General features: G+C 39.8%; 28 protein-coding genes and 1 pseudogene. 16 read left to right on the forward strand and 13 right to left on the reverse strand.

Going from position 1 to position 26,579, the window contains the following annotated elements:
• Nucleotides 1-9 precede the first annotated feature (9 nt).
• The 6 genes and pseudogenes from AMD27_RS15465 (at nucleotide 10) to AMD27_RS19435 (ending at nucleotide 3,856) form a co-directional block, all read left to right on the forward strand.
• A complete protein-coding gene (locus AMD27_RS15465) occupies nucleotides 10-549 on the forward strand; it encodes a DUF924 family protein (RefSeq protein ID WP_067662241.1) in 540 nt (179 codons plus the stop codon).
• 48 nt (nucleotides 550-597) lie between these two features.
• Nucleotides 598-1,161 (forward strand): CC0125/CC1285 family lipoprotein, encoded by a 564-nt coding sequence (locus tag AMD27_RS15470; RefSeq protein WP_067662244.1) that lies wholly within the window; start codon nucleotides 598-600, stop codon nucleotides 1,159-1,161.
• A 13-nt stretch (nucleotides 1,162-1,174) separates the two neighbouring features.
• Nucleotides 1,175-2,482, forward strand: coding sequence for a DUF445 domain-containing protein (locus tag AMD27_RS15475; RefSeq protein ID WP_067662247.1), 1,308 nt, complete (start codon nucleotides 1,175-1,177; stop codon nucleotides 2,480-2,482).
• A gap of 32 nt (nucleotides 2,483-2,514) precedes the next feature.
• A pseudogene (locus AMD27_RS19425) lies at nucleotides 2,515-2,817 on the forward strand (relaxase/mobilization nuclease domain-containing protein); the annotation flags it as partial.
• A gap of 268 nt (nucleotides 2,818-3,085) precedes the next feature.
• Entirely contained in the window at nucleotides 3,086-3,544 is a 459-nt protein-coding gene (locus AMD27_RS19430) for an MbeB family mobilization protein (protein ID WP_416202796.1), read from the forward strand.
• Nucleotides 3,545-3,547: 3 nt separating this feature from the next.
• The gene (locus AMD27_RS19435) at nucleotides 3,548-3,856 is read left to right on the forward strand and encodes an MbeD/MobD family mobilization/exclusion protein (protein ID WP_416202797.1); all 309 of its coding nucleotides are present in this window, start codon (nucleotides 3,548-3,550) and stop codon (nucleotides 3,854-3,856) included.
• 73 nt (nucleotides 3,857-3,929) lie between these two features.
• Here the strand turns inward: AMD27_RS19435 and AMD27_RS15485 are convergent, their stop codons facing one another.
• Both AMD27_RS15485 and AMD27_RS15490 read right to left on the reverse strand, forming a co-directional pair.
• The gene (locus AMD27_RS15485) at nucleotides 3,930-4,571 is read right to left on the reverse strand and encodes a hypothetical protein (RefSeq protein ID WP_067662253.1); all 642 of its coding nucleotides are present in this window, start codon (nucleotides 4,569-4,571) and stop codon (nucleotides 3,930-3,932) included.
• Between the two features lie 12 nt (nucleotides 4,572-4,583).
• A complete protein-coding gene (locus tag AMD27_RS15490) occupies nucleotides 4,584-5,111 on the reverse strand; it encodes an N-acetylmuramidase family protein (protein WP_081405989.1) in 528 nt (175 codons plus the stop codon).
• A gap of 91 nt (nucleotides 5,112-5,202) precedes the next feature.
• Between AMD27_RS15490 and AMD27_RS15495 the strand changes: the two genes are divergently transcribed.
• A complete protein-coding gene (locus AMD27_RS15495; protein WP_067655598.1) occupies nucleotides 5,203-5,577 on the forward strand; it encodes an IS630 transposase-related protein in 375 nt (124 codons plus the stop codon).
• Nucleotides 5,574-6,122 (forward strand): IS630 family transposase, encoded by a 549-nt coding sequence (locus tag AMD27_RS18330; protein ID WP_081405901.1) that lies wholly within the window; start codon nucleotides 5,574-5,576, stop codon nucleotides 6,120-6,122. Before AMD27_RS15495 ends, AMD27_RS18330 begins: the two co-directional genes overlap by 4 nt.
• A gap of 1 nt (nucleotide 6,123) precedes the next feature.
• On the opposite strand, the gene AMD27_RS15505 is transcribed toward AMD27_RS18330, so the two are convergent.
• Together AMD27_RS15505 and AMD27_RS18800 are read right to left on the reverse strand one after the other, a co-directional pair.
• Nucleotides 6,124-7,092: a hypothetical protein gene (locus tag AMD27_RS15505; protein ID WP_067662256.1), complete on the reverse strand. Its 969-nt coding sequence runs from the start codon at nucleotides 7,090-7,092 to the stop codon at nucleotides 6,124-6,126.
• 8 nt (nucleotides 7,093-7,100) lie between these two features.
• On the reverse strand, nucleotides 7,101-7,577 hold the full coding sequence (locus AMD27_RS18800; protein ID WP_067662259.1) for a hypothetical protein: 477 nt from the start codon (nucleotides 7,575-7,577) through the stop codon (nucleotides 7,101-7,103).
• Nucleotides 7,578-7,649: 72 nt separating this feature from the next.
• On the opposite strand from AMD27_RS18800, the gene AMD27_RS15515 reads away from it, so the two are divergent.
• The 3 genes from AMD27_RS15515 (at nucleotide 7,650) to AMD27_RS15525 (ending at nucleotide 11,834) form a co-directional block, all read left to right on the forward strand.
• Nucleotides 7,650-8,381, forward strand: coding sequence for a hypothetical protein (locus AMD27_RS15515; protein ID WP_067662262.1), 732 nt, complete (start codon nucleotides 7,650-7,652; stop codon nucleotides 8,379-8,381).
• A 791-nt stretch (nucleotides 8,382-9,172) separates the two neighbouring features.
• Nucleotides 9,173-10,327 (forward strand): methionine aminotransferase, encoded by a 1,155-nt coding sequence (locus AMD27_RS15520; RefSeq protein WP_067662265.1) that lies wholly within the window; start codon nucleotides 9,173-9,175, stop codon nucleotides 10,325-10,327.
• A 139-nt stretch (nucleotides 10,328-10,466) separates the two neighbouring features.
• Entirely contained in the window at nucleotides 10,467-11,834 is a 1,368-nt protein-coding gene (locus tag AMD27_RS15525) for an MATE family efflux transporter (RefSeq protein ID WP_067662268.1), read from the forward strand.
• 318 nt (nucleotides 11,835-12,152) lie between these two features.
• Here the strand turns inward: AMD27_RS15525 and AMD27_RS15530 are convergent, their stop codons facing one another.
• Nucleotides 12,153-12,998: an SDR family NAD(P)-dependent oxidoreductase gene (locus AMD27_RS15530; protein WP_067662271.1), complete on the reverse strand. Its 846-nt coding sequence runs from the start codon at nucleotides 12,996-12,998 to the stop codon at nucleotides 12,153-12,155.
• A 199-nt stretch (nucleotides 12,999-13,197) separates the two neighbouring features.
• On the opposite strand from AMD27_RS15530, the gene AMD27_RS15535 reads away from it, so the two are divergent.
• The 3 genes from AMD27_RS15535 to phoR all read left to right on the forward strand — a co-directional run bounded on the left by AMD27_RS15535 (nucleotide 13,198) and on the right by phoR (nucleotide 16,230).
• A complete protein-coding gene (locus tag AMD27_RS15535) occupies nucleotides 13,198-13,920 on the forward strand; it encodes a TetR/AcrR family transcriptional regulator (RefSeq protein WP_067662274.1) in 723 nt (240 codons plus the stop codon).
• A 202-nt stretch (nucleotides 13,921-14,122) separates the two neighbouring features.
• Complete coding sequence (phoB, locus tag AMD27_RS15540) at nucleotides 14,123-14,833, forward strand: phosphate regulon transcriptional regulator PhoB (protein WP_067662277.1); 711 nt, start codon at nucleotides 14,123-14,125, stop codon at nucleotides 14,831-14,833.
• A gap of 38 nt (nucleotides 14,834-14,871) precedes the next feature.
• Nucleotides 14,872-16,230: a phosphate regulon sensor histidine kinase PhoR gene (gene phoR, locus AMD27_RS15545; protein ID WP_067662280.1), complete on the forward strand. Its 1,359-nt coding sequence runs from the start codon at nucleotides 14,872-14,874 to the stop codon at nucleotides 16,228-16,230.
• Nucleotides 16,231-16,467: 237 nt separating this feature from the next.
• Here phoR and asd read toward each other — a convergent pair whose 3' ends face one another.
• The 5 genes from asd to AMD27_RS15570 all read right to left on the reverse strand — a co-directional run bounded on the left by asd (nucleotide 16,468) and on the right by AMD27_RS15570 (nucleotide 21,827).
• Complete coding sequence (gene asd, locus AMD27_RS15550) at nucleotides 16,468-17,316, reverse strand: archaetidylserine decarboxylase (protein ID WP_067662283.1); 849 nt, start codon at nucleotides 17,314-17,316, stop codon at nucleotides 16,468-16,470.
• Nucleotides 17,313-18,161 carry a sulfurtransferase gene (locus AMD27_RS15555; RefSeq protein WP_067663082.1) on the reverse strand — a complete coding sequence of 283 codons (849 nt, stop codon included), beginning with the start codon at nucleotides 18,159-18,161 and terminating at the stop codon, nucleotides 17,313-17,315. The genes asd and AMD27_RS15555 overlap by 4 nt, the downstream gene beginning before the upstream one ends.
• Before the next feature lie 109 nt (nucleotides 18,162-18,270).
• Nucleotides 18,271-19,479 carry a nicotinate phosphoribosyltransferase gene (gene pncB, locus AMD27_RS15560; RefSeq protein ID WP_067662286.1) on the reverse strand — a complete coding sequence of 403 codons (1,209 nt, stop codon included), beginning with the start codon at nucleotides 19,477-19,479 and terminating at the stop codon, nucleotides 18,271-18,273.
• 143 nt (nucleotides 19,480-19,622) lie between these two features.
• On the reverse strand, nucleotides 19,623-20,135 hold the full coding sequence (locus tag AMD27_RS15565; RefSeq protein ID WP_067662289.1) for an ankyrin repeat domain-containing protein: 513 nt from the start codon (nucleotides 20,133-20,135) through the stop codon (nucleotides 19,623-19,625).
• 174 nt (nucleotides 20,136-20,309) lie between these two features.
• Nucleotides 20,310-21,827: a catalase gene (locus AMD27_RS15570; RefSeq protein WP_067662294.1), complete on the reverse strand. Its 1,518-nt coding sequence runs from the start codon at nucleotides 21,825-21,827 to the stop codon at nucleotides 20,310-20,312.
• 230 nt (nucleotides 21,828-22,057) lie between these two features.
• Here AMD27_RS15570 and dtd point away from each other — a divergent pair, with 230 nt between their 5' ends.
• Nucleotides 22,058-22,498 carry a D-aminoacyl-tRNA deacylase gene (dtd, locus tag AMD27_RS15575; protein WP_067662297.1) on the forward strand — a complete coding sequence of 147 codons (441 nt, stop codon included), beginning with the start codon at nucleotides 22,058-22,060 and terminating at the stop codon, nucleotides 22,496-22,498.
• Between the two features lie 67 nt (nucleotides 22,499-22,565).
• Here the strand turns inward: dtd and AMD27_RS15580 are convergent, their stop codons facing one another.
• The 3 genes from AMD27_RS15580 to serB form a co-directional block, all read right to left on the reverse strand.
• The gene (locus AMD27_RS15580) at nucleotides 22,566-23,045 is read right to left on the reverse strand and encodes an SCP-2 sterol transfer family protein (RefSeq protein ID WP_067662299.1); all 480 of its coding nucleotides are present in this window, start codon (nucleotides 23,043-23,045) and stop codon (nucleotides 22,566-22,568) included.
• Nucleotides 23,046-23,234: 189 nt separating this feature from the next.
• Entirely contained in the window at nucleotides 23,235-23,549 is a 315-nt protein-coding gene (gene aciT / locus AMD27_RS15585) for a ciprofloxacin tolerance protein AciT (protein WP_067662302.1), read from the reverse strand.
• Nucleotides 23,550-23,967: 418 nt separating this feature from the next.
• Nucleotides 23,968-25,188 (reverse strand): phosphoserine phosphatase SerB, encoded by a 1,221-nt coding sequence (gene serB, locus AMD27_RS15595; protein WP_067662308.1) that lies wholly within the window; start codon nucleotides 25,186-25,188, stop codon nucleotides 23,968-23,970.
• Nucleotides 25,189-25,241: 53 nt separating this feature from the next.
• On the opposite strand from serB, the gene AMD27_RS15600 reads away from it, so the two are divergent.
• Entirely contained in the window at nucleotides 25,242-26,537 is a 1,296-nt protein-coding gene (locus tag AMD27_RS15600; RefSeq protein WP_416202823.1) for a hypothetical protein, read from the forward strand.
• Nucleotides 26,538-26,579 lie beyond the last annotated feature (42 nt).

The following is a 26,579-nucleotide window of genomic DNA, read 5'->3' on the forward strand; positions in this document are numbered from 1 at the left end:
GTTAAGATTATGAATTATCAGCAAGTACTCGACTTTTGGTTTGATGAAGAAAATAAAGAATTTTGGTTTGCCAAAAGCGATGATTTTGACTTAGAAATTGAAGAAAAATTTGGTCATACAGTACAACAAGCCATGCAATGTGAACTTTGGACTTGGCGTGAAACAGCCGAAGGTCGTTTAGCTGAAATTATTGTACTGGATCAATTTTCTCGTAATTTGTTTCGTGACCATCCTGCTGCATTTGCCCAAGATCCATTGGCACTGTCTTTGGCGCAAGAAGCGATTGGTTTGGGCTTAGATCTAAATTTAAGCCCTGAACAGCGCTCGTTCATGTATATGCCGTTTATGCATAGCGAATCTAAAATCATTCATCAGCAAGCTTTAAGTTTATTTGAAGCGTTGGCAAATCCTGTGAACTTAGATTTTGAAAAAAAACATAAAGTGATTATTGACCGTTTTGGGCGCTACCCACACCGCAATGTCATTTTAGAACGTGAATCTACCCTAGATGAAATCAGCTTTTTGAAGCAACCCAATAGCAGCTTCTAAACTGTTATGATCACGACAAACCATACTGCTGAGCCTTGGGAGAAAAATATGAAAAGGTCATTGATGAGTCTATCGCTACTGGCAGTATTGGTGCTGTCGGGTTGTGCGACAACGCCATCTAAACCACGTACTTTTGATCAGTTGGGAAATTTCAGTAGCACGCCTTTAAATACGCAGACCTACCGAATTGGCTTTCAAGGCTCATCCAATATGAACTTTGGCACTGCTGAAGAAATTACCCTGCTCAAAGCGGCACAAACCTCGGTTCTAAATGACTTTTCATTCTTTAAAGTAATGGATGACCCAAGCAATCGTAATCAGCAACCGCCACGTCAGGCGGTGGTTTATTCGACGCCTATGTATGGGTACGGCTATGGTTATGGCTACCGCAGACATCCGGCCTATTATGATCCGTTTTATGACATGCCCCAGGTCGTCAATATTGAGCCTGTTCAAGTGTCCTATACCATTCAATTTTTTAAAGACAAAAAATCTGCACCGAATGATGCCTTCGATGCGCGATTAATTTTACAGTCACTCGGGCAAAAGTACGGCTTAAGTCCAACAGGACAAGTGCTCGTACCACAACCTGAAACTGCTGTGCGTCCCTAATTTAGGATAAACCATGATCCCTGCCGAAGAACATACCTCACCCAATCTAAACCGCAGTAAACGTTATGCCATGATTGCTTTAATGATGGCGGTTTTGGCGTGGTTGGCGTTAATGGTGGCAGCCAAGCTTTTACCTGAATATGTCTGGCTGATTCATATTTTAATGTTGTCGGCTGAAGCAGGTGTCGTGGGTGGTTTGGCAGATTGGTATGCAATTACGGTGTTGTTCCGTAACCCGTTTGGTAAAATTCCAATTCCGAAGTTTCTAAAAGATCATACGGAAATTATTCCGCGTAACAAAGCGCGTATCGCTGAATCGATGGGGCGTTTTGTTCAGGAAAACTTTTTCTCTCCGCAAGTGGTCGAGCGAACATTATCCAGTACTGACTTAAGCCTTGCTGTTGGTCAGTGGCTAGCAAATCCCACGAATAATTCACAAGTCACGCAAGTGATTCAACAAACCGTACCTAAAATTTTCGAGTTTGTGAGCCAAGAACAAGTGGGTCGCTTTATACAAGCCAACAGCGTGCAATGGGTCCGTAATACCCAAATCAATACCCTTGCCAGCGAGATGATTCGTGCTGTGTTGGACAATGATTTTCATCAAGATGTTTTACAGCGTGGACTGGATTTAGCCCATGACTGGATGACGCAGCATCCTGAGCAAACCCAAGCCCTGACCCAAACCTTATTTAAAGAATTGGGAGTGTGGAAACTGGCAAAAGGTGCAAGTTGGATTGGAATTGATGTACAAAAACGGACCATCGATTCACTGATTGAGCGGGTGGAATCGATGCTGGCAGATCCTGAACATCCGTGGCGCCAAAAAATTGAAAGCGTAGCTCATGACTTGATGCTACAACTGGCAGATGCGGACAGTGACGCCAGTGCACGCTTAAATTCTACCAAGGATGCACTGCTGGATAGCCCTCAGGTGTTAAATTTTATCAGTGGTGCGGTGGTGATTTTATGCAATGCAATTCGTGAGGATTTGCTCAAAACTGATTCTGGCATTGCGGAAAATTTAAGAGTTGCAATACAACAGCTGGGGCAAAATATTGTCTCGAACCAAGACATTCGTCGCTTGCTCAATGAAAAATTAAGTGGAATTGCGATTAATTTGAGTGACCAATACAGTGAAAAAGTGATTCTGTTTATTAGCGAACGGATTCATGAGTGGGATTCACGTGAAATGATCGATAAAATTGAAAATGAAGTCGGTGGTGACCTACACATGATTCGCGTCAATGGCGTGGTGGTAGGTGCATTTATTGGTTTGGTGTTGGGGATTATCCGCGCTTTGGTGGATGTGGCTTTTTAGTGGATTTTTTAGACCGTGGTGATCCTGAACAAATGGTTCAATTGATTGACAGTACCTACTTTGCACAAAAATATACGTCTGGTGCTTTATCCTTTGCTGAACGTGATTTAGAGGAATTTCAAAAGCAACAGATCATGGATAGCTTTGAAAGAATCTTGCTCCCCGGTCTTGATAGAGATCAATACAGTATTCTTTGGGTGCAGCACCAAGATAAAGATCGACTAGAGCTTAATTTCGTTGTGGCCAATGTTGAACTTCAAAGTGGTAAACGCCTACAGCCTTACTATGATCCAGCCGACCGCCCACGATTAAACGCATGGAAAGATTTAATCAACGATCAGTACCAGTTGCATGATCCGAATGACCCAATCAACAAACGTGAGCTATGTACGCCGAACAGCCTACCCAAACAGAAAGAAGAAGCCTCAAAAGCCATTACTGATGGGCTATTAAAAGTCGCTGAAAACGGAAATATAAAAAGCCGTACTGATGTGATTAAAACCCTTGAGGGTGCAGGCTTTGAGATAGCGAGATCCACAGCAAAAAGTATCAGTATTAAAGATCCTGATGGCGGTCGGAATATACGATTAAAAGGCAAAATATATGAGCAAGATTTTAGATTTGGCAAAGAGCTTCGAGGAGAAATCGAGCGAGCAAGCGAAGGATACCGAGCAGATCGTAGCAACCGAGTTCAAGAAGCACGAAAAACGCTTGATCGCCTTGCTGAACGAAAACGAGAAAGCAATCAGCTCCGCTATCATCGAGCAGAACCAACGCATACGCCCGATTATATTAAAAACATGGATAATCGTATCCATCGGTATAGTGACAGCGATCGCCCTAGCATGGGGTATTTTGATGTACCAAAGCCACAAAATCAGCAAGAACGCAGAGATTATCGCTCAACAGAACCTAGCTATCCAAGAGTTAGCAAACAAGGGGGGCAACGTGAAATTACAGGACTGTATCGACACCAAGAACCGCAAGAGACTATGCGTTTTAGTGAACAAGGACGCAGGGACTTGGAGCAATGGCAGTCTAATGGTTCCAATGGGGTATTAAACGATGACAGAATTAGAAAGGCACTTGCTCGAAGCTTTGGAACAAGCACAGGCACAACAACAGCAGAAGGAAGCCGATTTACGCAAGATGTTCGAACATACACGGCAGGACAATCAGAGCGTCAAGGAAGCCTTCAAGAGCTTGTTAGAGAGCATCAGCGCAACAGACGAGACCCGAAACGCCAATTTGAACAAATTAGTACGGCATGTAAGCAACTTGAGCGATCAGTTACAGGACTTCAAGACACAAAACGAAGCCTTGACCAAGCAATTACAGGCATTAGAAATGCAAGTCAGCAAGTTAAAGAAATGAACAAACCACGACAAAGTTATAGTCGTGGGTTTGGCGTGTAGTTGAGTTTTTTATAATATTAAAACAGATCCTACTAACCTTTAAATTTAATCCACTTTTTTGTTGAGTCGTTATAAGTTATAAAAAGCCAAAGTGCATTATTTTCAAAGATATAATCTGATACTGTAACTTTATCTCCTTTAATTAAATAAGATTTTCTAATCAAAAAATGATTATTTTTTCTTTCATAGAGGAAGGTTTTTTTATCAAGTGTTATATATCCATTATCCATATTACATGTTTTTTTATAACTTTCTAGATTGTTAAGCAAGTAAGAAACTAGTTGCCTATTGTGTTCTTTTTTTAAAGGAATACATGACATTAGCAAGTAGGATAAATCTGTATTATCAGTAAAATTATTACCAATCTTCTCAATAGATCTTAAAAAAATAGCATTATTTCTAGGTGTAGGAGCTAACAACAATTCAGATATAAAATAATTTTTACTAGGAGTTTTTACCTCATATGTATCTTTAAAACTGAAACATGGAAAGAAAAAATACGTTTTTTCTTGCCCTCCTGCCAGCAAAATTTTTTGATTCCCTCTAGAAAAGATACATTCATTTTTTTTATCATCTACTGAATAAGAAAAATCTGTATTTGCTACATTTTTATTTATAAAGAGGATATTTAAGCTAGCTAGAGCAACAACGAAGCACAATTTTAAAATATTCATATAACTCAAAACCTATGGCAGACTACCTGTATTGTTAACAAAAAAATCATACGCCTCTTTCATTTTTACATCATATTTATTATCAGCATACCTAGGGCCATTATAACCTCTAGCAAAATTATCCCATTTTTTGCCTTGAATAGCACTAAGCAAATTTTTATCGTATATAACAAAGTTTACAAATTGTTTTAACTGTTCTTTTTCACTCGTAAATGCATCCGTTATCATCTCTTTTACATTTGCATGACCACAATTTTTAAAATTTGCACCCATGATCTGAAATTTACCCCAAGAGCAACTTTTCAATCCTGCATCTTCATTCAACCCCATGGCTTCTAATAATTTTGGATATTGAGCACTATATTTTCCATATTTTGAAGGATCATATGGTCCAGATATTAACTGATGACTTTTATTATATTTCCCACCAGTAAAATTTCGAAAATAGTGTCTTTCAAATAGGATTGTTGGTACTTTTTTTCCTAGATAATCTTGAAATGCACCACGAGTAGAACTTTCTACTTTAGCCACAGCTTTTATCGCAGCTACCTCACATTTTAGGCTTCTGGCTGCATTATAGCTGCAATCTTATTTTGGGATACAATGATAAAAAATTAATTTGTTCAAGATCATGCCTAAAGTATATTCAGTGGATTTACGTGAAAAAGTCATGCAGTTTTATGAAGAAAATAATCACAAATCATATACATGTAAAACCTTTAAAATATCTAGAACCACTTTGGATGATTGGATTCTTCTTCAAAACACCACTGGAGAATTGAAACAGCCTAAAATCAATGCAGGTCGACCCACTAAAATCAAGGATATGGATGCTTTCAAACACTTTATTGAAACTACTGAATTTTCTCAAGTGAAAGATCTCATCCCTTTATTTGAACAAAAGTTTGGGTATCCAATCCTTTACTCAACCCTGTTAAAAGCCATTCATAGACTTGGTTGGACACGTAAAAAAAGAGTTTTCTCTATAAGCAAGCCGACAAAATAACAAGGGCTGTATTCAACTGGTTTCTTCCGCAATGGAAAGAGGAGTTTGGGGAAGATCAGATTCTTTATATTGATGAGTCTGGGATAAACACCACAGATACAGCGCAATATGGTTGGTCTAAACTAGGCAGTCGTTGCGCTGCTTTAAAATTGGGTGGTCATGGTAAAAGATTAAGTATCATCAGTGCTGTGAGGTCTAATTCAGCGTATCAGTTCCTTTACCCTTTGATTTTTCAAGGTTCATGCGATCGAGCAATGTTCACGGGATGGTTGAGATATCTACTTGAAAATTTAACCAAAGATAATCAAGATAAGACCAAAAGACATCTGCTGATTCTAGATAACGCTTCGATTCATAAGAACGGAGATATCAAAAAACTAGCCAAAGACTTTAACTGTAGAATCATGTACTTGCCTGCTTACAGTCCAGATTTAAATCCAATTGAAAAAGCATGGTCAGTGCTAAAATCCAAAGTTAAAAGTATCGCTGTCCGTTTTGACAAAAACATAGAAGAAGCGCTCGATTTAGGCTTGAAGGCAATGTAGCTTAAAATTTAAATCCAGCTATAACATAGTCATCTTCTGTAAGTTTATTTCCTGTATATAGTGGAATACATGAACTAATAAATTTATTTATGCCAGATGGTGCATTTTGAGTGCTCTGGGGTTTTTCTGTATTTGTTATTCCTTTTTTTAAGTCTACAGGTACTCTAATTTCAAAACCTGATTTTGGTTTCATTCTAGAAGCAACATAAGTTTTAGTTTGAAAAGGAGTATTATCAGGTTTATAGATGGTTAATTGAAGTGGATGACCTATAAGTGTTTGTATATTTAGCTCTCCATTTTTTACAACTTTTGTCGCTGAGCTATTATTGTAAGTGATTTGAATTTTTGCATTTGGATAGATATGACTTCCATCAATATCAAGTATTTTTGCAGTTGTCTTTGATAAGAATTGTGATTTTTTGTATTTATGTTTTACTATAATTAATCGACTTTCATTAGAGTTGGCATAGCCAATTGGAATAAAATTATCATCTAAATTTAATGACTTAAACTCTACTGTTCTATTCTTGGATGATTGAAATTCAACTATTCCATGATCATCAGTTGTCCATTCTGCAAACTTTGATGAATTAGTATATCCAGTCCTTATAGGAAAATTCATTAGTATAGATCCATCAGAATCTACTAATTTTAGTTTTAACTTATTTAAACCACTATCAGCTTTTTTTGAATATGCACTGATAGGGTATTTAATTGGGATTTTTTGTATTTGATTTCGTGCAGAAGTAGAATTCAATGTTTTATAGTATTCCATCTTCCCCAGAGGGCTTTCAACATGTATTTCAAAATCCCTATTCTCTGAAACGTTAACTATTCTATGACCAAAATTATTAGTCCTTTCTTCATAAAAAGACGTTTGCTTAACGTAGTTTGTTCTAACATTAATATTCTTTATTGGTACATCTTTTGAATCTAATATTAAAAGATCAATTTTTATAAAATTAGACATACTTTACCTTATTCTTTATCTGCTTCTGCGATATCAGATTCATTGTCATCTTCTAGAGATTCTAATTTTTCTTCATTATTCTCTAAGTTATTTTCAAAAAATAGGAATGGATTATCACTCATGCATAGAATTGAACGAACTTCTTCTGAGTCTTCTGTATAGAACCTTTGAGCATTTGAAAATGAATCATCATTTTTACTTTTTAATATAGATTTACTAATTAAACGATTATCTTTATTAGAAACAATAAATAGTTCTTTATTTAAAGATAAATCTATATTGTTGCTATCTTTTTGATCCGGAAGATTGGACTTATATTTAAATTTCAAGCTGTAACTCGTTGGTAGATGAGGAAGTACTTTCTCTTCCGAAACAACATTCATCCCACCTTCAAACTTATGTTGTCCAGCTTTATAAATAATTTTTCCGCCTGTAGAGATAGTAATCCCATCATCACTGATCACAATACGAGAACCACCTGCCATTTTTATTATTTCTCTAATACTTAATTATGTGACTAAAATAACATAACTTTTTCAAATTAAGAAAATTCTTACATGACGATGATCATTTCAGCTCATCTAGAAGGTTGCTTACTAATTGCAGCAGATAATCGAGCAATGGTGTGTGATGTAGAGACAGGGGAAATGCTTCTATCTCATGATGATGAAGCTAAAATTAAGTTATGGAGTTTAGGTGCAATTGCAGGGACAGGCGAAACGGTCTTTTTAAATCGAATCATGGACTATTTTTCTCACTTTCAAGCAAAAGAACAGCAACTCAAACAAATGGATGTGATTTATGAAGAAATTGAAAAGCGTTTAATGGAAGGTGTCCCAAAAGAAATGCTGATCAATAATACATTGATATTTTCAATGTTTGATGGTGAGCAAAGCCATCTGTATTCCATTCCGATAGAACCGTTTTTTAAAGAGATTGAACGAAAAGATGGCGTTAAGGTTATTCATCCCTATGTCCATGAAATCTATCCTTGGATAGTCGATGTCACCTGTTTTAACTTACCACCTGATATGAGTAGCCTACAAAACTTCCAACGGCACTTAAGAAGTCTATCGAGCTTTGATAATGAATCAACTTTTCTTGAATATCACATCCAACAACTGAAAAAAGTTTTTGCGGTACAAGCCTCAATAGATCCTAGTATCACAACATCTTTTGATCTGTATATTCAAATATGTGCTACAGGACATAGCATAGCACTGCACATTGAAAATCCTGTTTTAGCCTCACCATTCCCTAAAAAGTTAAATTATTGGGATCGAAAATGATGTTTTTTCGTTAAAACACTTCTTAAATCAAAGAAAAACCCCTGTTAAGTCTTGCAACTTAGCAGGGGTTTTTCTTTAAATTCAGTGGGTACAGTTATTTGATGTTAGAGCATCAATTAACGAATGATCGGCAGAGCTACCAACTCATACTGATATTCACCTTAAAGGCTAGTACCAGTTACTATTTTAAAGAAATAGAAAAGTTACACAAGCCCCTAATTTGAAACTCTTCGTTAATTCAGTTGTTTAAACCATCAAATAAACCCCTCTAGGTCGAGCTTTGTCTACTCCTGTGCGCCCGTTTTTACGGCTAGACACGTATAACGTGTGGTAGGAATAAGTGTCACTGGCGTTATATGGCAATAGTCGGAAGGCTAAACCGCTTACAGGGGAACTTCACAAAGGCGGAGCGTTGGGAGTAGTTATATAGGACTGTTAAGATTGTATGTTGGGGAAACCCTCGAGAGATACAGCCATATAGCGACAAGGAGCGTGTGGAGCAAGGTATAAGACTTTGAGTCCTTGTCTGCATAGTAATAAAGCTATGTGCGGATACGACCGATATACGTGGCTCCGAAGCCAAGATATATACGGAACATCGGCAATACTTAAGGGATGTGTCATTTTTTGAAATGACCGCCCTTTATAGGCTTTTTAATTATAAAAAAAGCATCATTTAAGTTTTTTGTGCAACAAAATAGATAGGTAACATCAAAAAAATTCATTAATCAATTCAAGCACACATGCTATGTTGCATAGAGACCTCAAAAAATAATTGCGTAATCAAAACCATGATCGAAATCCATTCCAAACTTCCTGCACAAGGCGTAACTATTTTTAGTGTCATGTCAGCCTTGGCGCAGCGCCTCGGTGCTTTAAATCTCTCGCAAGGATTTCCAGATTTTGACGCACCCCCTGCTTTGCTTGAAGCACTGAGTCAAGCCACCTTAACTGGGCACAATCAATACGCTGCGGGCGATGGTTTAATGTCGCTTAGAGAACAAGTGGCGCAGCTTTTTTTAAAGCGTGATCAAATAAAAATAGATCCTACAACTGAAATCACCATTACCCCAGGTGCCACGATTGGCATTTTTAGTGCCATTCAAGCCCTCATTCACGCGGGTGATGAAGTGATTATTTTTGATCCTAGTTATGACAGTTATGCACCCAGCGTACAGTTGGTCGGTGGTAAAGCCATTCATATTCCATTAGGTGGTCAAAATTTTTCAGTCGATTGGAATAGGGTGAAGCATGCCATTTCAGATCGTACCCGGATGATTATCGTCAATACGCCACATAATCCGACAGGAACAATTTGGTCTAGATCAGATTGGTTGTGTTTAATCGAGCTGATTCAAGATAAAAACATCGTGGTTCTTTCAGATGAAGTTTATGAACATCTGATTTTTGATGGACAACAGCACTATTCAGCACTTTCATTTCCCGAACTGCGAGAACGCAGCATTGTCGTCGGCTCTTTTGGTAAAACTTTTCACGTCACGGGTTGGAAAACGGGTTACTGCATTGCAACACCGAAGCTGATGAATGTGTTTCGTCAGGTATATCAATTTGCCAATTTCTGCGGTGTCACTCCTATTCAAGTGGCATTTGCTCAATTTATGCAGCAACATCCTGAGCATATTCAGCAGTTAGCAAGCTTTTATCAGACTAAACGCGATCTGTTTAATCAAAGTATTCAGGGCTCACGTTTTAAATTTACGCCCTCACAGGGCACGTATTTTCAAAATCTGGATTATAGTGACATACGATCTGATTTAAATGATCTCGACATGTGCCAATATTTGGCGGAAGAACATAAAATCGTGGCTATTCCAGTTTCGGTTTTTTATACAAATCCGCCAAAAGAGTTAAAACAAATCCGTTTTTGCTTCGCTAAAAAAGATGAAACCCTAAGACAAGCTGGGCAGATTCTGTCGAAGGTATGATATTTTGCGTTAAGGTTCTCACTGAAATTGGGTAGCGTCAGTTTTATACATACGTTACTCGATTACTAAAGTAATTCAAAAATGATAATGCTAAGGTCAATACACTGAAGTTTAAGATAATAATGGACACCAAAATAAAATGCAGCCGCATCTCAGCCCGATTGATGAACCCGATTTTTGGAAAGTCTTTTTAGTCTTTCTACTGCCACTGATTGCGACCAATATCTTACAAAATTTATCGGGCACGATTAACACGGTTTTTGTCGGTCAAATGATGGGCGTAGACGCCATAGCAGCGGTTGCCGTGTTCTTTCCTATCTTGTTTTGTCTGATGGCTTTTGTGATTGGTTTATCTGCGGGTTCTACCGTTCTGGTCGGTCAAGCGTGGGGCGCACAGAATATTGAAAAAGTCCGTGCTGTGGTCGGTTCAACCTTATTTATGACCCTGATTGGCGGCAGTATTATTGCCATTTTTGGGGTATTGGCTGCTAAATCTATATTGCTGGCATTGGGCACAGATCCTGCTGTGATGCACTTATCATTGCCCTATGTACAGTGGATGCTCGCCGGCAGCCCGCTATTATTTATCTATATTATTTATACCTCTATTTTACGTGGTGTGGGTGACAGTATTACCCCGCTGATTGCACTGGGCATGACCAGCTTGATTGGACTGTTTATTACCCCTGTGCTGATTGCCGGATATTTTGGCTTTCCTAAAATGGGTATTATCGCGCCTGCCATTGCCACCATTGTGGGTTATTTGGCGGTGCTGATTTTCCTGTTTGTGTACTTAAATAAAAAGAATCATCCGTTAAAACCAGATCGTGCCCTGTGTAAATTTATTCGCTATGACCCTGAAATCAGCAAAGTGATTCTTCGCTTGGGTATTCCAACAGGCATTCAAATGGTCACCACATCTGTTGCAGGTTTGGTCATCGTAGGTCTGGTCAACCGTTATGGCTCAGATGCTACCGCTGCCTATGGCGCAGTCAATCAGGTGCTCAATTATATTCAATTCCCTGCGCTTTCGATTGGTATTGCAGCCTCGATATTTGCGGCACAAGCCATTGGTGCGGGTAAAGCAGATTCACTGTCTAAAGTAACCAAAACCGCTTTGAGCATGAATATTTTGATTACGGGTAGCTTGGTCATCTTGGCGTATTTATTCTCTAAATATTTAATGGCACTGTTTATTACAGATCCAGCTGTGGTGGTTTTGGGTCAACAACTTTTGTTTATTGTGCTGTGGGCCATTCTCTTCTTTGGTGCGAGTGCCATATTTGCTTCTATTATGCGCGCCAGTGGTACAGTGACTGTACCCATGATTATCAACATTATTGCGATTCTTTTGATTGAACTGCCATGTGCATATCTGTTTAGCGATTGGTGGGGCTTAGAAGGCATTTGGTATGCCTATGCGCTTGCCTTTGTGTGCTTATGCATGATGCAAGGACTGTATTATCAGTTTGTGTGGAAGAAAAAAACCGTCGAAGTGTTGATTTAGTTTGTAAAAAAATCAGTCCATCTGAGCGTTTTATATCACGGCATGGAGCGTTTCTGATGAATTGAATCAAATCCCATTTAAGACTGTTGATTGTACAAAGTTCTTAAAAAAACCCACTTAGATAGTGTTATTCCATAACCTTTCCCACCCTCCTAATCAGGTTTGTTTTATCTTATTTTTTAGCCTGATTAGCTGTGTTGCGATTTATTTAAGCCTTTCAGAGTAAAAAAAATACAGCTAAAAAAAACCCGCATGAGCGAGTTTTAAATGTCAATTTTTTAAGGATGTGAGGTTCTGCGTAGACCTGTCTTGCCCGCCTTATTTAGGCTCGAAACGCTTGCTCAATTGGGTCGCAAATGCCGTCACTTTTTGATAACTTGCGGGCAAAATGCGTTGCATAATATCAATTGCTTTCGCATCATTACCAATCAGTAGACGACGTTTATTTTGTAAAACAGCATCTAAAATTTCTTGTGCAGCATCTTCGGCTGGCATACGTAAAAATTTATTAAATGCCTGTGCTGACTTTTCAGGATTCATTCCTAAAGATCTTAAACTGTCATTCATACGTGCATCATTGGCAATGTTGGTACGAATACCACCCGGATGTACGCAAAGTGCGCTTACGCCTTTATTTTCAATATCTAATTCTTGACGAAGTGACTCGGTAAAACCACGCACTGCAAATTTAGAAGAGTTATAAGCAGATTGTGTCGGCTGAGCGGTTAAACCAAACAAACTTGAGGTATTGATAATATGCCCTTCGCCTGATTTTTTAATGAAGGGAAGAAACTCTTTGGTGCCATATACCACGCCCCAAAAGTTGATCCCCATAATCCATTCAAGGTCTTCATAGCTTGCACCTTCAACCGTTGAACCTAAAGCTACGCCTGCGTTGTTGAAAATCATGTTCACTGACCCATGATTTTGCACAGTCTCTGCTGCCCAAGCTTTGACTTGATCTTGCTTTGACACATCAACTTTCTTGGTGGTAACACGCACGTCATAGGCTTTGAGCAATGCAGCAGTTTCAGCTAATCCTTTTTCATTTACGTCACTAATTGAGACATGGCATCCCGCCTTTGCTAACAATATAGCCAGCTGTTGTCCCATACCTGACCCTGCACCCGTAATGGCAGCCACTTTATTTTTAAAATTTTTCATTGTGTATCCTTTATGATTTTTCTGCACAACAGCGTGTTGGTGTGCCGCTCAATACCCACTATAAATTTGACAATTAATATTGTCAATATTGATCATCATCATTTGTAAGACAAAATGCTCAATCATCTCGACATAGGTTTATGTGCATTTTATTGTTAAGATGTTGAAAATTACACACACGACTAGACCCGTATTACTTATGACTGATCCTGTAGAGCACGCGCAAACTCTAGAAAAAAAAGCCGTTAAAAACGTCGTGAAAGAGCGTCAGTTTAAAGGAATGTCACTGTCTGAACGTAAACTTGCACGCCGTGAAAAACTAATTCAGGCAGGCATAGAAACCTACGGCACACAGGGCTTTTTTTCGGTTACGGTCAAAGATGTCTGTAATGAAGCCAAGCTAACTGAGCGTTATTTTTACGAATCCTTTAAAAAAAGCGAAAACCTGTTTCAAACCATCTTTTTAAAGTTAATTGAGCAGCTTCAGCAAACCTTAATGCAAGCGATTCTGCAAGCCTCTCCTGACCCACTGAACATGATCGACTCAGGTCTAAATGCATTTTTTGCCATGCTTGAAGATGATCCAAGAACGGCTCGAATTATTTATATTGATGCCATGTTGGTTCAAGAACTACATAACCATGCCACCATTCAAGAAACCATGGGGCGTTTTGACCGCATGATTCATGCTTTTGTGACCTTAATGATGCCGCAAACACATTGGACTGAAAAAGAAATTTCACTGATTGCCACTGGTTTAAATGGTTATGTCACACAAGTAGCGGTGCGCTGGGTGGTCGGTGGCTTCAAATTACCGCGTGCAGATGTGGTACATGCCTGTAAAACTGTGTTTTTAGCTTTATTAAGTGACATGACAAAAAATAATCCGATATATTTTAAACACCATGCGAATGATGATTAATAATTTTTAATATATTGATTTTATTAACTTAATTAAAACAAAGAGGTCGTTAAATAATCATACAAGCATCATCATTTTGTCACAAAACATTGCTCTCTTGAAGTTGTTCTGCCCTTCTGCAATGATACTGTCATAATTAATCTTTGTAATAAGCCTGTCATAAATATAAAACGGTTCACCGTTCATCATAGGATATTGCGTTGTGAAAGATGACTACATTTTAATTGTCGACGACGAGCTACCCATTCGCGAAATGATCCATACCTCATTAGATATGGCAGGTTTTCAATGCTTAGAAGCGGAAGATGCTAAACAAGCACATCAAATGATTGTGGATCAACGGCCTATACTGGTCTTGCTCGATTGGATGTTGCCGGGTGGCGTCAGTGGCGTAGATTTATGTCGCCGTCTTAAACGTGATGAAACGCTGTCTGAAATTCCAGTAATTATGTTGACCGCACGTGGTGAAGAAGATCATAAAGTTCAAGGTCTCGACGCGGGTGCCGATGACTATATGACCAAGCCATTTTCCACCCGTGAATTGGTTTCGCGCATCAAAGCGGTGCTCAGACGTGCCAATGCCTTGAACGGTGAAAAAACCATTGATGCAAATGGTCTTGTTTTAGACCCTGTCAGTCAGCGCGTCAGTTATAATCAAAGCATTTTGGAGATGGGCCCAACAGAATACCGTTTATTGGCATTCTTTATGACACATCCCGAACGCGCATATACACGTGCGCAGCTTCTTGACCAAGTCTGGGGTGGCAACGTGTATATTGAAGATCGTACCATTGACGTACATATTCGACGTCTCCGTAAAGTCTTAGAACCTTATGGAGCTGACCGATATGTACAAACCGTTCGTGGAACAGGTTATCGTTTCTCTACCCGTGCAGATGTCGCTCTAGGCTAATCCTGTTTAGCCTATGTTTTTAGGTAAATTAAATCTTTATGTATGAACCTTATCCCGTTCCTAAACTCGCCCGTGAACATAAAAAATTCCTCTATAGCAGTTTATGGACATTTGCCAAACAAGACTTACGAATTCTGGCATTCTTAATCATTATTGGCGGTTTAATTGGGTTAGGGATTGGTTATTTATGGATCTGTTTGGGCATTGCCAGTGCTATTTTTTTTGCCCTACAGCTCAGATCTCTGTATTTGGTCAATGACTGGATCTCAAACCGTCCCTATGATGTTCCACCCAATTTGAATGGGATTTGGGGCGCATTGCTGTTCAATGTTTACCGTGCACAGCGCCAAGAACGTATTGTTCAATCCGAAATGGTGGGGCTTATCGACCGTACCCAATCCTCTCTGGTTGCACTCTCTGAAGCGATTATTTTAACGGATGACTTACATCAAATTGAATGGTGGAACCCAGCTGCGGAAGCACTTTTTGGGATTCAAACAGTGGATCGTGGGCGTAATGTATTGACCATTATTCGTCAGCCTGATTTTGTTGAGTACTTTCATAATATTCATGCGGCACAAGATGGGATTAAGATCAAACTTACCGCAGATGAAAATAAATATGCACAGATTAAACTGACTCGTTTTGGCAATGAAAGTCGTCTCTTGGTCGCACATGACATCACACGGATGAAGAATTTAGAACAAATGCGTTCTGACTTTGTCGACAATATTTCGCATGAGTTACGTACACCGCTGACTGTACTCAGCGGTTATATAGAAACCTTTAAAGATCAAGAAGATATTAATCCACGTTGGAAACGCGCATTCGATCAAATGCAATCTCAAACCAAGCGTATGAATGCCTTGGTCAATGATTTACTGCTCCTTTCACGTTTGGAAAATGAAAAGCAAATTGCCAAAAATCAAATCATTGAAATGCCGAATTTAATGAATCATTTATTTGATGATGCGCAGGCCTACAATATTGATTATGGTCATACCTTAAATTTGGATATTGACAGTCATTGTGACTTGATTGGCTCTGACATGGAGCTGGCAAGCGCGTTTAGCAACTTAATCACCAATGCCATTAAATACACCCCCAAAGGCGGTACGATTACTATAGGTTGGCATGATGACGGCGAACAAGGTTATTTTTCAGTACAAGATACGGGGATTGGAATTGACCTTAAACATTTACCTCGTTTGACCGAACGTTTTTACCGTGTAGATAGTGCGCGAAGCCGTGCGACAGGCGGGACGGGTTTAGGACTTGCGATTGTGAAGCATGTCTTGATGCAACACGGCGCACATATTGAAATTGATTCTAAAGAAAATCAAGGTTCAACCTTTATTGCAGTCTTTCCAAAAGAACGTTTATATCGAATGCATTAAATATTCACATATTAATAAAGCGCCTGATGGCGCTTTTTTTAATTTTCTCTTTTTAACTATCAACACTATTTTAAGAAGCAGTTTTAAGACGTAATTTCAAGAGTGAAGGCAAAGCGCACTTTAATCCCTCTTTACTTTAAAAACAGAGGCGCTTCTCATGCTTAAAATACAGTCAATTTCGAAAAGGAGGAATTACCTTCTACCTTTAGGAGAAAGCGAGGATGAGGGAATCAGTCATTAAATCGTTTGACCCAAAGCTTCGCCCATCACCACCAAAGAATTGGCTTTAAATGCGGTATCCCACTGCATTTTGTCTTTTTCAAATAAAACCACGGCGGTTGAACCCAGATAGAAACGACCCAGTTCAGCGCCTTTTTCAATCTTCAAATCATGATGATTTAGCTCTAAACGTCCAGTCGGTTTTACTTTGCCTGTTGCAACCGTTTCAATTCCCGCCACAATCATCGCACCCACAAGCACAACTGCCATACGACCAAGATCAGTATCAAATAAGCACACCATACGTTCATTGCGTGCAAACAAACCTGGAATATTTTCAGCCGTGATTTGATTCACAGAGAACAGTTCACCCGGAATATACAAAGTTTCAGTCAAAGTACCTGCATACGGCATATGCACACGGTGATAATCTTTAGGGGACAAATAAACCGTGGCAAATTCACCCTGTTTAAACGGTTCAGCCAACTGTGGGTCGCCAATGAGTTTTTCAACTGAGAAGCTTTGACCTTTGGCTTGGAAAATATCGCCGTCGTTAATTTTACCCAACTGCGAAATTGCCCCATCCGCAGGTGAAACGATACTGTTTGGGTTTGAATCAATGGCCCGTACCCCATCTTTGAGTGAGCGGGTAAAAAATTCGTTAAACGATTTAAATTTCAAGGCATTTTGTTGTTCGGCAATCGACATATCAATGCCATATTTAGCTTTGAATGCTTGAATGACAATATTTTTTAAAAGTGGATTTTCACTGGCTGCAACTTTGCCCACCACACGGCTTAGTTTTTGTTGCGGCACGACACGTTGAGCTTGAATAAATATTTTCTTTTTTAAATTTGTCAGACTCACGAAGGTGATTCTCCAGTAATGATTGGACTGTCGAGGCGGTTGCCCCATTCGCTCCACGCACCATCATAAGCTTGGATATCCCAACCGAGTAACCGACCAATAATATAAGCAAGACCTGAACGATGATGCGATTGACAGTACACCACGACAGGTTGGTCGAATTGAAAGCCCAATTGTTCTAAACGTTTTTGAGTGCGTTCTAAGGGATGTAATTTTAAATGATTTTGACGATTAAGTGCAGTACTCCACTCAAAATGGCGTGCTGCCGGAATATGACCACCGCGACGTGCCGCCAAGCGTTGCCCTGTATACTCTTCCGCCGTTCTACAGTCCCAAATTTGCACCTGATCTGCTTTGACTTGTTGCAAAAGTTTTGAATATTCAATCCGAGGTTGCTGAATATTTTCTGTTTCCACTGTTAAAAGATTCTCTACACGCACAATTTCTTCAACCTCAGATGAAGTGGGGAAATTTGCCCCGAGCCAAGCATGAATCCCACCATTGAGTAAACTGGTGTTATAAAACCCTAAACAATGTAAATTCCAAATCAGACGCCCAGCCCATGCCCCACCTTCATCGTCATAGACCACCACGTGATGATCGGCAGAGATATTCAGTATCTCAATCAGTTGTTTTAAACCTGCTTCATCGGGCAATAGACCTGAAGCCTCTTCTTCCTGACGAACCAAGTACTTGGGTTTAACATGAATCGCATGTGGGATGTGCAACTGCTCATACACCGAACTACGGGTCAAGTCCACAATACGCAATTTGTCATTGCCCAAATGCGGTACAAGTTGCTCGGCCTCAATCAGTAAGTCAAGATTCAATCGATCTGTAGTCATCATTTTCATGTTTTATTTTGAATATTGACATTGATCTTAGCATAAGACTTTTTCAATATTATTCTGATTTTTTGCATGGTATTAGCAAAAAATCAGATAAGTCAATTGATTAAGATTTTAGCTCTTCCACTTTAAACACCTGACGTAAATACGCCAAGTAAGTGTCATTGTCTGTCATGGTTTTACCCGGACTATCGGAGAGTTTTGCCACAGACTGACCATTGCACTCGACTAATTTCAACACGATATTTAACGGCGTTTGTCCCATATCATTGGTTAAGTTGGTGCCTATACCAAAACTGACTTGGAACCGATCTTTAAAGTATTGATGTAGATCCCATGCTTTTTCCAAGTTCAAACCATCGCTAAAGGTCAACATTTTGGTTTTGCTGTCAATTTTCAGTTTTTTATAATGTGCATAAGCTTTGTCCCCCCACACATAGGGATCACCACTGTCATGACGTAAACCATCAAACAGCTTAGCAAAGTACAAGTCGAAATCACGCAAGAATGCATCCATGCCAACCACATCGGTCAAGGCAATACCGAGGTCACCGCGGTACTCTTGAACCCATGTTTCTAGCGCAGACTTTTGGAAGTCACTTAAACGAACATCGAGTGCTTGGAAGGCTTGTAAAAATTCATGTGCCATCGTTCCAATAGGGGTAATCCCCAATTGTTTGGCAATCAGTACATTACTGGTTCCGCGGAAAATATGCGGCGCGGCTTTATGAAACTCTTGAATCACATGCTTTTGCCACGCAAAACTATAACGGCGACGTGTACCAAAATCAGAAACTAAAAATGGCGGATCATTTGGGTGTTGTTGTTGCTGGTATTTTTTCAGCAGTTCCACTTTGGCACTTAAACGGCGTTCACCTTCGACATACACTTCGTCACTACGAATACGGCGGAAGTACAGCTCATTCACAATCGCAAGTACAAAGATTTCAAACATCATGGCTTGAACCATCGGACCTTCAATGCGAATGTCCAAACGACCTTGCTCATCAACGCTGGCTTTAATAAAACGACGTTTGAGTTGAAATAACTCTAGATAATCAACAAAATCACTTTTGATAAAACGTAAGCTACGCAAATACTGCAGTTCGTCTTCTTTAAAGTTGAGCTGGCATAAATAGTCCAGCTGTTGATTTAAATCATCCAAGATCTCGACCAGTGGATAGACCGTGTCGTCTAAATTACGACAACGGAATTGATAAACACTGTCGGTTTGAGGAAACTTATGCAATACGACCTGAAGCATCGTAAATTTGTACAGATCAGTATCTAATAAAGAATGAATGATGGCAGACATATTATTTTTCGGTTTTTAGTAACTTATTGCATTAAAGCATATTTTGTCACATTTCAAAGTCATGTTTTGGTAATTGCGTAGACTATTCGACTAATTCATCAAAAATGACCATTTTTACTCAAATTCTCACGTCCGAGCCCGTATCATTGCTTTTGAGCTTGCTCGATTAACATTTGATTAAACTTCTCATCTTGACCAATGATTTTGGCAAATTCTGCTGTGGTCTTTTGACCGGTATGTTTGGCATTGGCGTCACAATCTACTTTACGCAGTTGTTTGGCAATTGACCACTCCAATTTAAAGATTGCACCCATGAGTGCCGTATTGCCTTTATTGTCACGTGCACAGCGATCTGCACCTTGTTCAAGTAAGGTGCTGACGACATTTTGATGACCATAATAAGTTGCCATCATTAAGGGCGTAAAACCTGCATGGTTTTTAATATTGACTGGGAAACCATGTTTTAAAAATTCACGAATCACTTCATCATTGCCTGTACGTGCAGCCGCGAAAAACAAATCAGTCAGTTCTTTTTGCGCATCTTGTTGGGCATTTGAACTCTCTGCTTTAGTCATTTGCGCTGATGTCTGTGCATATACAGAGAATGAACCCAGACTCATGACAGCAATCATCAAACTCTTTACTAAAATTTTCATCTTGCCGCTCCTGAATATGAACGCATTTAAAAAATGCCTGTAAAACTCGCCTAGGGTTGCAGGAAAGGAATTGAGTTTTACAGGACTTTTTTGAGGTGACTCCTGTTGCCCTAGCCACCCATTTCAGCAGATCAATCACAATTGATCCTACAAACATCATCTCATCTAAAAGAATTAGTCTTTTAACTGAGCAGCTTTTGCTTTCACAGTTGCGATGTTGCCATTTACCGCTTGCGTCATGCGTGTACCGTAATCCGCATCTGCTTTATAGAAGTAAGACAACATGATGTGTTTGGTTTCTGAATCTTTCACGTTACCAAGATCAGCCGCCAAGTTCATGATTAAATCGTCTTTCTCTTTCGCAGAGTATGAACGGTAAAGTTCACCCGCTTGCTTGAAGTTTTGCTCTTTCACAGCACGTTGTTGAACTGTGCCAGAAAGTGGCGTTTCGACCGCACGTGCTTTCGCAGTTGCTGGTTTTGGCTCCATACGACTTGGTTCGTAGTTCACATTAGATGACGTACCACCAACGTTCATATAACCATCTTGGTTGTTGTTATTCACAGCAACGAGTGGACGGTTTACTGGGATCTGTTGGTGGTTTGCACCCAAACGGTACATTTGCGTATCTGAGTAAGAGAAGATACGACCTTGTAATAGACGATCTTCTGATGGCTCGATCCCTGGGACTAAGTTACCTGGAGCCAATGCCACTTGTTCCGTTTCTTGGAAGAAGTTATTCGGCATACGGTTCAGTGTCAAAGTACCCACTTTGGTTTCTTTCACTAAATCTGTCGGCCAGATTTTCGTTGGATCAAGCGGGTCGAAATCGAAGCTGTTTAGATCTTTTGGATCCAAGACTTGGATGTAAAGATCCCATTTAGGGAAGTTACCTGCATTGATGTTTTTGTAAAGATCATTGGTTAAGTGGTTGAAGTCTTTAGCCTGTTGCTCAGCTGCTTGTTTAACGTTAAGACCCTTCACACCTTGTTTAGAGCGGAAGTTAAATTTAACGTATTTGTATTCGCCTTTGTCGTTGTACAACTTGAATGCGTGTACACCGAAACCGTCTTGTTCGCGGTAGCTGGTTGGAACACCTTGGTTAGCATACACATAAGTCAACATATTGGTTGACCATGGTTGGCTAGACAAGAAATCAAATACACGATTCGCGTCTTGAACGTTGTCAATTGGGCTTGGCTTCATTGCATGAATGAAGTCAGGGAACTTAATCGCATCACGAATAAAGAATACTGGTGTTTGGTTACCGACTAAATCCCAGTTCCCTTCTTGAGTATAGAACTTGATCGCGAAACCATGCGGGTCACGTAAAGTTTCTGGAGAATGTTTACCGTGAATGACAGTTGAAAAACGTAAGAATACTGGCGTTTTCGTCCCTGCTTTGAACATAGATGCAACAGTAAGATCAGATAAATCTTTCGTTGTTACGAACTCACCATATGCCCCTGTACCACGCGCATGAACCACACGCTCAGGAATACGCTCACGACCGAAACGTTGTAATTTTTGTACCAACTGAACGTCTTGTAATAAAACTGAACCGTGCTCACCTGCTGTGATCGAGTTCTGGTTGTCACCTACAGGTGCACCATTGTCTTTTGTTAAAGCAGCAGCTTGAGTCGCTGCTGTGACTGTTGCAAGCATTGCAACAAGTAATGAACGCTTAAACATGATGATCTCTCTAATTTACCTTTCCTGCACGCGCTAAGATAACGGCTTTGACTTAATGGTTAAAACGGATAATTTTTATCATTTTAATCGTTTTATTGAATTAAAAGGTTGATTTAGACTTAATTATTTGAATTATAATAATTTAGTTTAATTGATCAAAATTGAAATTTATCAATCTACATTTTTGTTACAATCTATTTGATTTAATAAACGACAAATTTGGTTGAGTTATGCGTGCGTTGTTGCAACGGGTGTTAGAGGCAAAAGTGGTGGTAGATGGCGACATCGCCGGTGAGATTGGAACTGGTATTTTGGTTTTCATTGGCCTCGCTAAGGAAGACACCCTTGAAAAAGGCAAAAAGCTGATTGATAAAATTTTAAAATACCGTTTCTTTGATGATGAACAAGGCAAAATGGGCTGGAATATCCGTCAAGCAAACGGTGGAATTTTATTGGTTTCTCAGTTTACCCTGATGGCTCAAACACAAAAGGGTCTACGTCCAGATTTTGGACCTGCTATGCCGCCAAGTGAAGCAAAAGTACTGTATGAGCAATTGGTGGAGTATGCCAAATCCCAATTTGACCATGTGCAAACAGGCATTTTTGCAGCAGATATGAAAGTGCATTTGGTCAATGACGGTCCCGTGACCTTTAACTTAGAAATAGAATAATCAGAAGTTGAGATCATAAAAAGCCCTGAGATCAGGGCTTTTTAAACATACATTCATAACTTTTAATTTACTTGCCTGTTTTATCTTTTAAAAACTGGCGTGCAATTTTAAATTTATCTTTGACCGATTTTGGCACTTTCGGTGGAATTAAACGCGCCACTTGGTTAAACCACACCAGCAGACTAAAATCACCTTCCATTTTAATGGTGCCATTTTGCATACCCGTCATAAAAGCAGTGGGATCACCCTTTATTAAGGTTTTCACGCCTTGCTCGCTGTCTGCAAACTGCAAAATGAAGTCTGCTTTTTCAGCATCTCCAGACACGGTGTCGATTTGTCCATGATTAACAATAATCTGACGTGCCACACCCAAATCCGTACCAATTTGGATACGGAATTCACGGTCATGAATCAGCTCAATAAATTTAGGACTGGTACGTGCAAGCTGCTTCATACGAAATGAAAGACCTAAAACAAGGAGATCTAGCGGATCTGTACTAGCGTCGACAATCGGAAGTTTCACGACTGGAATTGAAGAAAATTTCATGACATTTAAGCCTGTTGTTTTAATTTCAAAGAGAATTTGTTCATCCTAGCATACCTTATTTCAAACAGAGGCGAGCTTTGTATAACAAAAGTATAAGATAAAAAAAAGGTATATCATTTTGATACACCTTTAAATATTTAAATATAACTGAGCAGTTTTCTGACGCCGTCGAACACATCTTACACAGGTTTATTCTTCTTCATAAACAGGCGTATGCTCAATATATTGACGATTTTCTAGTGCTTTTTGAGCACGATGATCTTCACGTAGTAAAAACCCAGTCAGCGCAACCATGGCTAAGCTGATCGCCGTTAAGTAACTGTAAGCCACAGACATATCAAAGATGTTTTGTACACCAAAACGAAGGGTTTCTAACAATCCCCAAAAAGCCATACCCGCCAACATGAAACCTAACCAGTGACGGTAAGGGGAAAAGAAAACAGTCGCCAACGCTACAGCGATCAGAACAAATCCGATTATCGTTGCAAAAGTTGCTGTGACCATAAAAACCTCCGTCAAAATATGAATGTTTCAATTACCGCCCAAGGGTGTTTCCAGAACAAAAAAATAAGGCCCTCAAATTGTTTTCGAGTCATTTTATTGGAGCCTATGGATGCATTATGGTGTTTTTTTCTCAGAAAAAAAGACCATATGCTTTTCTAAGCGACACACATTGTCGCAACACTCTTTTGTCATTACAGCTTTTCTTTTATCCGTTCTTAGTGGAATCTAATCATGACCGATCATGGCGTGTCATTACAAAAAAATACGTCGTGTTTTTTTGCAAATTTATCTTTTTTTCGATGCTGAGCATCTCTTTTTAAATCGATTTTCTTTATTGAAAAAACTGCTTAATTATGATTCATTTACAACTAAAAAAAGCGACCTCATGATCGCTTTTTTTGTCACATTTTTGACACAATTAAGCGCGATTTAAATCCTTGTCGTGTACACCTAAAAGATACAACACACCATCTAAACCGACACTTGAAATCGCTTGATTTGCATTTTGACGAACTAACGGTTTGGCCCGAAATGCGACCCCTAAACCTGCTATAGAGAGCATAGGTAAGTCATTTGCACCATCCCCCACTGCAATGGCTTGTTCAAGCGAAATACCCATTTCATCGGCTATTTGCCCCAACAACAAAGCTTTGCGAGCACCATCAACAATATGCCCTTTGACTTCACCTGTGACTAGGCCGTCTTGCACATCCAGAACATTGGCATGGACTTCATCAATGCCGAGTTTTTCTTGTAGATATTCGGCAAAATACTGAAATCCACCCGATAGAATCGCTGTGCGATAGCCCAATGCTTTTAAAGTGGAGATTAAACGCTCCGCCCCTTCGGTGACTGTCAGACGTTCTGCAATTTTAGGCAGTACAGCGGCATCTAAACCTTTCAGTAATGCGACGCGCGCACGGAAACTTGCTTGAAAATCGAGTTCACCTTGCATCGCACGTTCGGTAATTTCAGCCACTTGCTCGCCAACACCAGCTTCAATCGCAAGTTCATCAATCACTTCTTGTTCGATCAGGGTCGAGTCCATATCGAAACACACCAAACGGCGGTTACGTCGATAAGCATTGTCTTCTTGAACCGCAACATCGACATTCAGCTCACTAGAAAGCTTTAAGCACGCTGCACGCATGGCAGCGGCATCAAGCATCTGACCTTTTAAACCAAACTCCACACAGGCGCGTTTCGGTTCATTTTTGTTCCCATCAAGCTGTGGGCGACCCGACAGACGAGTCACGGTTTCAATATTAAAACCTTGATTTGAAACAATATGTGTCACTGCTTGCAAATGTGCAGGGGTCAACTCTGGGGCCAATGCCGTTACGATATAACGGGTACGCCCCCCTTCAGTCACCCACTGCTCATAATCACTTGCCGCGATGGGTTTAAAGCGCACAGTTAGTCCAATATCATGGGCTAAAATCAAGATATCTTTCATGGCTAAAGCGGTTGCAGTTTGGTCATCTGACGCAACTACAATCCCCAAAGTCAACTGATTATGAATAACCGCTTGTCCTACATCTAAAATTTGCAAAGAATGTACGGACAACACCTGCATCAATCGAGTAAACTGATTCGGTTGGTCAGGACCTAAAAATGAAATAAGAATGATTTCTCGCATGAATTGACTCGGTTCTGAGCTACAACAATTGGAAGAATCATAATCGAAATTGAATATATTTTCTTTGGAAGTTTACGTTGAATGCGCCTAGACAAGGGCTATTTGCTAGCCTACTTATAGTTAGTTTTGCCTTGCATACCTTTTTATTGGTAATTGCAACGACCCATCAACTCAATGAAAACCGTGCCAGCCAAGGTCAACTGATGACCAGTCAATTGGTGGCAGACAGTTTGTCTGAACTTGAACCTGCGAATACGGTATCTCTTGCACTGTTGGCCAATCGTTATGCGACCAATCCAAGCGTGGCCTATATTCGAATTTTGAGTTCAAGCAATCAAGTCTTGGCAACTGCAGGGCTTTCTAAAACACGTCAAGGCGAAGTCTTTGTCCGTGATGCACTGCAAAATGAAAAGAAAGTCGGCAGTATTGAGATCACTTTGGTTAAACCCAGTATTGGTGAAATTTTAAGAACGCAGTGGTTAGCGACTCTAGTTTCTCTGATCATCCACAGTTTATTGTGGTTGGCTTATCGCGCGATTGCCCGTCCAACACGCACCGAGTATTTGGCGCGCTTGAACAACGAATCGCGTTTAAAACATGAGATTCAGTTGCTGACTGACGCCTTAGAGCTTGAAAAAGCCAATGCTAAACTTGCTCAAGATCAAGCCAAGCAAGCGGCTAAGCCTGTCGAGACGACTAAGGTGAAACGTCCACTGACATTGAGTGACGATAGCTTGGCTCTCAATATCCAATTTTATGATCCAAAACAATTGATCAGTACGGTCAATCAGTCGGTATCCTTACCGTATTTTAATTTGTGTCAGATTTTTTTGAACAAAAGCATTCAGCTGTGTGCTCAGCATTATCAATTGGACACAGAAGATTTTGTGATCAATCGTGAGTTTGATCAGCAAGGCGCTGTGGTGAGTACCTCAGCGCTACAAAACAATGCCTCACAGTGTTTATTGATGATTGGTTCCGTGTTCCAGTTGCTGTCGGACGTGCTGTATAAGCGTTATCGTGAAGACAAGCGTTTTGTATTGCAAACCCGCTGCTCGGTCAGCTCAGCTGTTGAAGCGATGCAACTTGATGCGCTACAAGCCGCTGAACGCTTGACGCATCACTTAATTGCCAAAGAAATGGCATTGTATTTGAACAATGAACAACTCAAACAGATTGGTGATTGTTACCAGCTGGTGCCGATGCCAAATCCAAGTAGTGTATTAACGCGTCATGCCTTTATGATTAATGGCATGAATGAAAGTTGTGCTGACTTGGCTCAGCGGATTCGTACTGAAATTCTCAAAGGTAAAGTTAAAACAGCAGATCCAGTAGCGCCTGCGTCCTAACTCGCATTTAACTGCTGAATCAAACCAGATTTAATTCACTAT

Source organism: Acinetobacter sp. TGL-Y2 (assembly GCF_001612555.1).
Classification (GTDB): domain Bacteria; phylum Pseudomonadota; class Gammaproteobacteria; order Pseudomonadales; family Moraxellaceae; genus Acinetobacter.

Excerpts from the sequence above, each read along its gene's own strand:
- serB (WP_067662308.1), bottom strand. The coding sequence starts at position 25,188 with ATGCGAGAAATCATTCTTATTTCATTTTTAGGTCCTGACCAACCGAAT.
- AMD27_RS15505 (WP_067662256.1), bottom strand. The coding sequence starts at position 7,092 with ATGTCTAATTTTATAAAAATTGATCTTTTAATATTAGATTCAAAAGAT.
- AMD27_RS15580 (WP_067662299.1), bottom strand. The coding sequence starts at position 23,045 with ATGAAATTTTCTTCAATTCCAGTCGTGAAACTTCCGATTGTCGACGCT.
- AMD27_RS18800 (WP_067662259.1), bottom strand. The coding sequence starts at position 7,577 with ATGGCAGGTGGTTCTCGTATTGTGATCAGTGATGATGGGATTACTATC.
- phoR (WP_067662280.1), top strand. The coding sequence starts at position 14,872 with ATGTATGAACCTTATCCCGTTCCTAAACTCGCCCGTGAACATAAAAAA.
- AMD27_RS15535 (WP_067662274.1), top strand. The coding sequence starts at position 13,198 with ATGACTGATCCTGTAGAGCACGCGCAAACTCTAGAAAAAAAAGCCGTT.
- AMD27_RS15485 (WP_067662253.1), bottom strand. The coding sequence starts at position 4,571 with ATGAATATTTTAAAATTGTGCTTCGTTGTTGCTCTAGCTAGCTTAAAT.
- AMD27_RS19430 (WP_416202796.1), top strand. The coding sequence starts at position 3,086 with ATGAGCAAGATTTTAGATTTGGCAAAGAGCTTCGAGGAGAAATCGAGC.
- AMD27_RS15515 (WP_067662262.1), top strand. The coding sequence starts at position 7,650 with ATGACGATGATCATTTCAGCTCATCTAGAAGGTTGCTTACTAATTGCA.
- AMD27_RS15470 (WP_067662244.1), top strand. The coding sequence starts at position 598 with ATGAAAAGGTCATTGATGAGTCTATCGCTACTGGCAGTATTGGTGCTG.
- AMD27_RS15495 (WP_067655598.1), top strand. The coding sequence starts at position 5,203 with ATGCCTAAAGTATATTCAGTGGATTTACGTGAAAAAGTCATGCAGTTT.
- AMD27_RS15530 (WP_067662271.1), bottom strand. The coding sequence starts at position 12,998 with ATGAAAAATTTTAAAAATAAAGTGGCTGCCATTACGGGTGCAGGGTCA.
- aciT (WP_067662302.1), bottom strand. The coding sequence starts at position 23,549 with ATGGTCACAGCAACTTTTGCAACGATAATCGGATTTGTTCTGATCGCT.
- pncB (WP_067662286.1), bottom strand. The coding sequence starts at position 19,479 with ATGTCTGCCATCATTCATTCTTTATTAGATACTGATCTGTACAAATTT.
- AMD27_RS15525 (WP_067662268.1), top strand. The coding sequence starts at position 10,467 with ATGCAGCCGCATCTCAGCCCGATTGATGAACCCGATTTTTGGAAAGTC.
- AMD27_RS15520 (WP_067662265.1), top strand. The coding sequence starts at position 9,173 with ATGATCGAAATCCATTCCAAACTTCCTGCACAAGGCGTAACTATTTTT.
- dtd (WP_067662297.1), top strand. The coding sequence starts at position 22,058 with ATGCGTGCGTTGTTGCAACGGGTGTTAGAGGCAAAAGTGGTGGTAGAT.
- AMD27_RS15465 (WP_067662241.1), top strand. The coding sequence starts at position 10 with ATGAATTATCAGCAAGTACTCGACTTTTGGTTTGATGAAGAAAATAAA.
- AMD27_RS15475 (WP_067662247.1), top strand. The coding sequence starts at position 1,175 with ATGATCCCTGCCGAAGAACATACCTCACCCAATCTAAACCGCAGTAAA.
- AMD27_RS15565 (WP_067662289.1), bottom strand. The coding sequence starts at position 20,135 with ATGAAAATTTTAGTAAAGAGTTTGATGATTGCTGTCATGAGTCTGGGT.
- AMD27_RS19435 (WP_416202797.1), top strand. The coding sequence starts at position 3,548 with ATGACAGAATTAGAAAGGCACTTGCTCGAAGCTTTGGAACAAGCACAG.
- AMD27_RS15570 (WP_067662294.1), bottom strand. The coding sequence starts at position 21,827 with ATGTTTAAGCGTTCATTACTTGTTGCAATGCTTGCAACAGTCACAGCA.
- AMD27_RS15555 (WP_067663082.1), bottom strand. The coding sequence starts at position 18,161 with ATGACTACAGATCGATTGAATCTTGACTTACTGATTGAGGCCGAGCAA.